At 73.8% G+C, this 4,657-nt stretch carries 6 protein-coding genes; 1 reads left to right on the top strand and 5 read right to left on the bottom strand.

Annotated elements, in window-relative coordinates; all coding sequences use genetic code 11:
* Nucleotides 1-150: 150 nt before the first annotated feature.
* The 5 genes from MOX02_RS23515 to ygfZ form a co-directional block, all read right to left on the bottom strand.
* The gene (locus tag MOX02_RS23515) at nucleotides 151-435 is read right to left on the bottom strand and encodes an exodeoxyribonuclease VII small subunit (RefSeq protein ID WP_170267968.1); all 285 of its coding nucleotides are present in this window, start codon (nucleotides 433-435) and stop codon (nucleotides 151-153) included.
* A gap of 135 nt (nucleotides 436-570) precedes the next feature.
* Nucleotides 571-1,083, bottom strand: coding sequence for a tyrosine phosphatase family protein (locus MOX02_RS23510; RefSeq protein ID WP_147028257.1), 513 nt, complete (start codon nucleotides 1,081-1,083; stop codon nucleotides 571-573).
* A gap of 5 nt (nucleotides 1,084-1,088) precedes the next feature.
* A complete protein-coding gene (locus tag MOX02_RS23505) occupies nucleotides 1,089-1,679 on the bottom strand; it encodes an HD domain-containing protein (protein WP_147028256.1) in 591 nt (196 codons plus the stop codon).
* Nucleotides 1,676-2,323 (bottom strand): DNA-3-methyladenine glycosylase I, encoded by a 648-nt coding sequence (locus MOX02_RS23500; protein ID WP_147028255.1) that lies wholly within the window; start codon nucleotides 2,321-2,323, stop codon nucleotides 1,676-1,678. The genes MOX02_RS23505 and MOX02_RS23500 overlap by 4 nt, the downstream gene beginning before the upstream one ends.
* 4 nt (nucleotides 2,324-2,327) lie before the next feature.
* The gene (gene ygfZ, locus MOX02_RS23495) at nucleotides 2,328-3,185 is read right to left on the bottom strand and encodes a CAF17-like 4Fe-4S cluster assembly/insertion protein YgfZ (RefSeq protein WP_147028254.1); all 858 of its coding nucleotides are present in this window, start codon (nucleotides 3,183-3,185) and stop codon (nucleotides 2,328-2,330) included.
* Between the two features lie 102 nt (nucleotides 3,186-3,287).
* On the opposite strand from ygfZ, the gene MOX02_RS23490 reads away from it, so the two are divergent.
* Nucleotides 3,288-4,625 carry a dihydroorotase gene (locus tag MOX02_RS23490; protein WP_147028253.1) on the top strand — a complete coding sequence of 446 codons (1,338 nt, stop codon included), beginning with the start codon at nucleotides 3,288-3,290 and terminating at the stop codon, nucleotides 4,623-4,625.
* The last annotated feature ends 32 nt before the right edge of the window (nucleotides 4,626-4,657 follow it).

The raw sequence follows: 4,657 nt of genomic DNA, 5'->3' as shown, positions 1-4,657 counted from the left end.
AATGGACGTATCGACCTGCGCCACTGACTGAACCTCACATCCGGGCGGACGCCGCGTCCGCGCCGCCGGGCCCGCCCGGGACGGAGCCCGGTGCCGCGGCGGAGAGCGGAGGGAGCGCGACCGCTGCCATCCTGGCGGGAGCCTCGCCGATCACTCGACGTCGAGGGGCGCGACGCCCTCGGCCCGGCCGTCGGGCCCGAGCGTGATCTTCTGGATGCGCGCCTCGGCCCGCTTCAGCAGCATCTCGCAATGCTGCTTCAGGCGCTCGCCGCGCTCGTAGATCGCGACGGATTCGTCGAGGGGCACGTCCCCCCGTTCCAGCCGCCGCACGATCTCCTCCAGCTGCTCGAGAGCCTTCTCGAACGGCAGATCGCTGGTCCCGGGCACGCCGGTCGTTGACGCCGACGGGGCGCCGGCAGGTCGGGCTTCGGTCATCCCACGTGTCCCTTTGTTCCGGTTCTAAGGCGGGGCGGAGGCCCGGCACAACCCTTCCGGCCCGGCGCCCCACCTGATTCGTCGGCCGGGGCGGCGTTTCGGTCACAGGTGAAGATTTTCGAGGCCCGCCCGCGCTCAGTCGATGACGAGGTGGAACGGCTCGCCCTCAAAGGCCTCGGCGCCCCGGCCGATCGCCGCCACCGCCGCCACCATGCGGCCCTCGCGCCGGAGCAGGCGGTCGCCGATCTCGACGAAGAGGCGGTTCGGGGTGGCCGACGGCGAGGCCTCCCGCAGCGCCCGCGCGATCTCGGCCTCGTCGCGCTCCGGCGCCATGGCGCAGGCGGCGATGTAGGCGGCGGCCGTCGAGCGGCTGATGCCGGCGTAGCAGTGGATCACGAGGGGGCGCTCGCGGGGCCAGGCCCGCACGAAGTCGAGCACCTGCCGGATATGCTCCTCGGCCGGAAGGACGTGCCCCTCGAGCGGCGCCACGATGTCGCTGACGCCGACGACGCCGTGGCACTCGGCCGGGATCGCGGCGGGCCGCTCCAGGGCCGTGCCGACGTTGACCAGGGTGAGGACGTGGCTCGCGCCCGTCGCCGCGACGGTCTCGGGCAGGCGCGACAGGGAGCAGACGTGGAGGCGGGGCATCGTGATCAGCCTGCGAGGGCGTGGAAGCGGGCGAGGTAGCGCGCCTGCACCTCGGCGGTCGGCCAGGGCTCGGCGAGCGCCGTCACGGCGGGCGGCATCTCCTCTCGGCGCCCGAAATAGCGGGCCGCCTCCTCCTCCGCAAAGCCCGCGAGCCGGGTCGCCTCGATGTGGGCGGCGATCCGGTCGGCGCGCTTCACGCAGCGCGCCAGGACCGGGCCCGGCGCGTCGAGGCCGAAGCGGCGGCGGATCGCGGTGAGGAGCCGGCGCTCGACCGCCTTGTAGGAATCGCCGATCGCCGCCTTGAAGGGCGAGATGATGTCGCCGATCACGTATTCGGGGGCGTCGTGGAGCAGGAATTCGAGGCGCTGAGCCGGGCTCGCCCCGGGCAGGATCTCGCCGCCGATCGCCTCAACGAGGAGCGAGTGCTGCGCCACCGAGAAGACGTGCGGGCCCGCCGTCTGGCCGTTCCAGCGCGCGACGCGGGCGAGCCCGTGGGCGATGTCGGCGATCTCGATGTCGAGGGGAGAGGGGTCGAGGAGGTCGAGGCGACGGCCCGACAGCATCCGCTGCCACGCCCGCGGCGGCCGGGCGCTCATGCGGGCCGCCGCTTCGCGCCGCCGAGCTCCGCACAGGCCGCGTGCCGGTGGCAGCCGACCAGATGGTCGTTGACCATCCCCACCGCCTGCATGAAGGCGTGGACGATGGTGGGGCCGACGAAGGTGAAGCCCTCCGCCTTCAGCGCCTTCGACACCGCCCGCGAGACCGCCGTCTCGGTGGCGATCTCGGCCCGGCTGCGGGCGCCCCCCTCGATCGGGCGCCCGTCGACGAAATCCCAGAGGAAGCGCGAGAAGCCGGGTCCCCGCTCCATGATGCGCAGGTAGGCGCGGGCGCTGCCCACCGCCCCGACGATCTTCGCGCGGTTGCGGATGATGCCCGTATCCTGCATCAGCCGCGCCACGTCGGCGTCGGTGAAGCGGGCGATCCGCTCCGGCTCGAAGCCCTCGAAGGCGCGCCGGAAGCCCTCCCGGCGCCTCAGGATGGTGATCCAGGACAGGCCGGCCTGGAACCCGTCGAGGACGAGCTTCTCGTAGAGCGCGCGGTCGTCGCGTTCGGGCACGCCCCACTCCGTGTCGTGATAGGCGACATAGAGCGGATCGAGGCCCGCCCACCAGCAGCGGGCGCAGCCGTCGGGATGCGTGATCAGACCGGATTCCGGCCGGAGCGACTCGTGCGTCGCCATCGGCTCAGACCGCGGTCGCGTCCGCGGCGGCGGGCCACGCGAAGGTCGCGAAGGCCGGCTTCTCGACGGCGAGGGCGCGCCCGTCCGCCCGCAGGGTCTCGCCGGCGGCGAGCGCGTCGGCCAGCCGGTCGAGGCGCAGCATGGCGAGGCCGCGCCCGCCCGCCGCCGAGCCGGTCGTGCCGAGACTCTTCTGCCCCGCCGTGACCTCGCTGAAGGGCGCCGCCGCCTCACCCTCGGGATAGTGGGCCGGCACGATCCTGGTGCGGGCCGTGCCCCGGTGCTGCATGCGCGAGACCACCTCTTGGCCGACGTAGCAGCCCTTCCGGAAATCGACGCCGCCGAGTTGGTCCATCAGCGCCTCGTGCGGGAAGGCGTCGCCGAAGGCGAAGTCGCGCCCGCCCTCCGGCACGCCGAGCCGGATGCGGTGGGCGTGGTAGGCGTCCTCCGTCGCGTCGGCCGAGAAGGCGCCCTGCGCGGCGTAGAGGCGGGCGCCGAGGTCGGCGAGCCGCCCGTCCGCGAGCCGCTCCACCGAGGCGGCGGTCTCGGACCCCGCCCAGGCGGCGGCGACCGCCAGATCCGGCTCGGCCGCGATCGCGACCCTGGCGCGCAGCCGGTAGAGGCCGAGGCGCTTCACGAGGTCGGCCGCGCGCGCGGCCGCGCCCTCGAGGCGGAAGCCGCCCGGCATCCGCGAGACCAGGAAGTCGAACTGGACCTTCCCCTGCGGCGTCAGGAGGGCGCCGAGCCGCGCCTCGCCCTCGGGCAGGCTCTCGACGTTGCAGGTCAGGATGCCCTGCAGGAAGGCTTGCGCCTCCTCGCCGGTGACGGCGACGACGGCACGGTCCGGCAGCAGGGCGATCGGCATGGGGCTTCCGCTCGAGACGTTGCGTGGGAGGAGGCGCTGACACATAAGCCGCGCGAGCCCGCGCCTCAACGTCGGCGCCCGCGAGCCCGGAGCCTGAACCCGATGGAAGAGCCCCTCGATCTCGTCCTTCACGGCGGCACGCTCGTCAACCAGGACGGCGAGCACCGGGCCGATCTCGGCATCCGGGCCGGCCGCGTCGCCGCCATCGGCGACCTCGCCGGCGCGGCGGCGGACCAGCGGCAGGATTGCACGGGGCTCCACCTCCTGCCCGGCGTCATCGACACGCAGGTGCATTTCCGCGAGCCCGGCCTCGACCACAAGGAGGATCTCGAATCCGGTTCGCGCGCGGCCGTGATGGGCGGCGTGACGGCCGTGTTCGAGATGCCGAACACCAACCCCCAGACCACGAGCGCCGAGGCGCTGGCCGACAAGATCGGCCGCGCCCGCCACCGGATGCACTGCGACTTCGCCTTCTGGGTCGGCGGCACGCACGAGAACGCGCATCAGGTGGCCGAGCTCGAGCGCCTGCCGGGGGCGGCCGGCATCAAGGTCTTCGTCGGCTCCTCGACCGGCTCGCTCCTCGTGGAGGACGACGCGGGCGTGCGCGAGATCCTGTCCCGCATCCGCCGCCGGGCCGCCTTCCACGCGGAGGACGAGCCGATGCTGCGGGAGCGCAAGGACCTGCGGGTGCCGGGCGACCCGGCCTCGCACCCGGTCTGGCGCTCGCCGGACGCCGCGCTGAAGGCGACGCGCCGCCTCGTGGCGCTCGCGCACGAGACCGGCGCGCGCATCCACATCCTGCACGTCTCGACCGCCGAGGAGATGCGCTTCCTCGCCGGCCACAAGGACGTGGCGAGCGTCGAGCTGACGCCCCACCACCTCACCCTCGACGGGTCGGAGGCCTACCCGCGCCTCGGCACCCTCGTGCAGATGAACCCGCCGGTGCGCGAGGCGGCCCACCGCGACGTTCTCTGGTGGGGCCTGCGCCAGGGTGTGGCCGACATCCTCGGCTCGGACCACGCGCCGCACACGCTGGACGAGAAGGCCAAGCCCTACCCGGATTCGCCCTCCGGCATGACCGGCGTGCAGACCCTGGTGCCGATGATGCTCGACCACCTCTCCGCCGGCCGGCTCTCGCTCGCGCGCCTCGTCGACCTGACGAGCGCCGGCCCGCAGCGCCTCTTCGGCATCGCCCGCAAGGGCCGCCTCGCGGTCGGCTACGACGCGGACGTGACGGTGGTCGATCTCAAGCGCCGCGAGACGATCCGAAACGGCTGGATCGCCTCGAAATGCGGGTGGACCCCCTACGACGGCGTCACCGTCACGGGCTGGCCCGTCGGCACGGTGGTGCGGGGCGCCCGCGTGATGTGGGAGGGGGCGCTCACCGCGCCGGGCCGGGGCGAGCCCGTGCTGTTCTCCGAGACCCTGCCGGCGGGCTGATCCCAGCAGAGGCAGGATCCCCGCCTCTCCCG

Origin of the sequence: Methylobacterium oxalidis (assembly GCF_007992195.1) — a bacterium.
Classification (GTDB): domain Bacteria; phylum Pseudomonadota; class Alphaproteobacteria; order Rhizobiales; family Beijerinckiaceae; genus Methylobacterium; species Methylobacterium oxalidis.
Note: the sequence above shows the minus strand (reverse complement) of the source record. Positions and strands in the feature narration are given on the sequence as shown.

What these genes read in the sequence shown, in the direction of transcription:
- MOX02_RS23505 (WP_147028256.1), bottom strand. Translation starts at nt 1,679, where the DNA reads ATGAGCGCCCGGCCGCCGCGGGCGTGGCAGCGGATGCTGTCGGGCCGT.
- ygfZ (WP_147028254.1), bottom strand. Translation starts at nt 3,185, where the DNA reads ATGCCGATCGCCCTGCTGCCGGACCGTGCCGTCGTCGCCGTCACCGGC.
- MOX02_RS23490 (WP_147028253.1), top strand. Translation starts at nt 3,288, where the DNA reads ATGGAAGAGCCCCTCGATCTCGTCCTTCACGGCGGCACGCTCGTCAAC.
- MOX02_RS23510 (WP_147028257.1), bottom strand. Translation starts at nt 1,083, where the DNA reads ATGCCCCGCCTCCACGTCTGCTCCCTGTCGCGCCTGCCCGAGACCGTC.
- MOX02_RS23515 (WP_170267968.1), bottom strand. Translation starts at nt 435, where the DNA reads ATGACCGAAGCCCGACCTGCCGGCGCCCCGTCGGCGTCAACGACCGGC.
- MOX02_RS23500 (WP_147028255.1), bottom strand. Translation starts at nt 2,323, where the DNA reads ATGGCGACGCACGAGTCGCTCCGGCCGGAATCCGGTCTGATCACGCAT.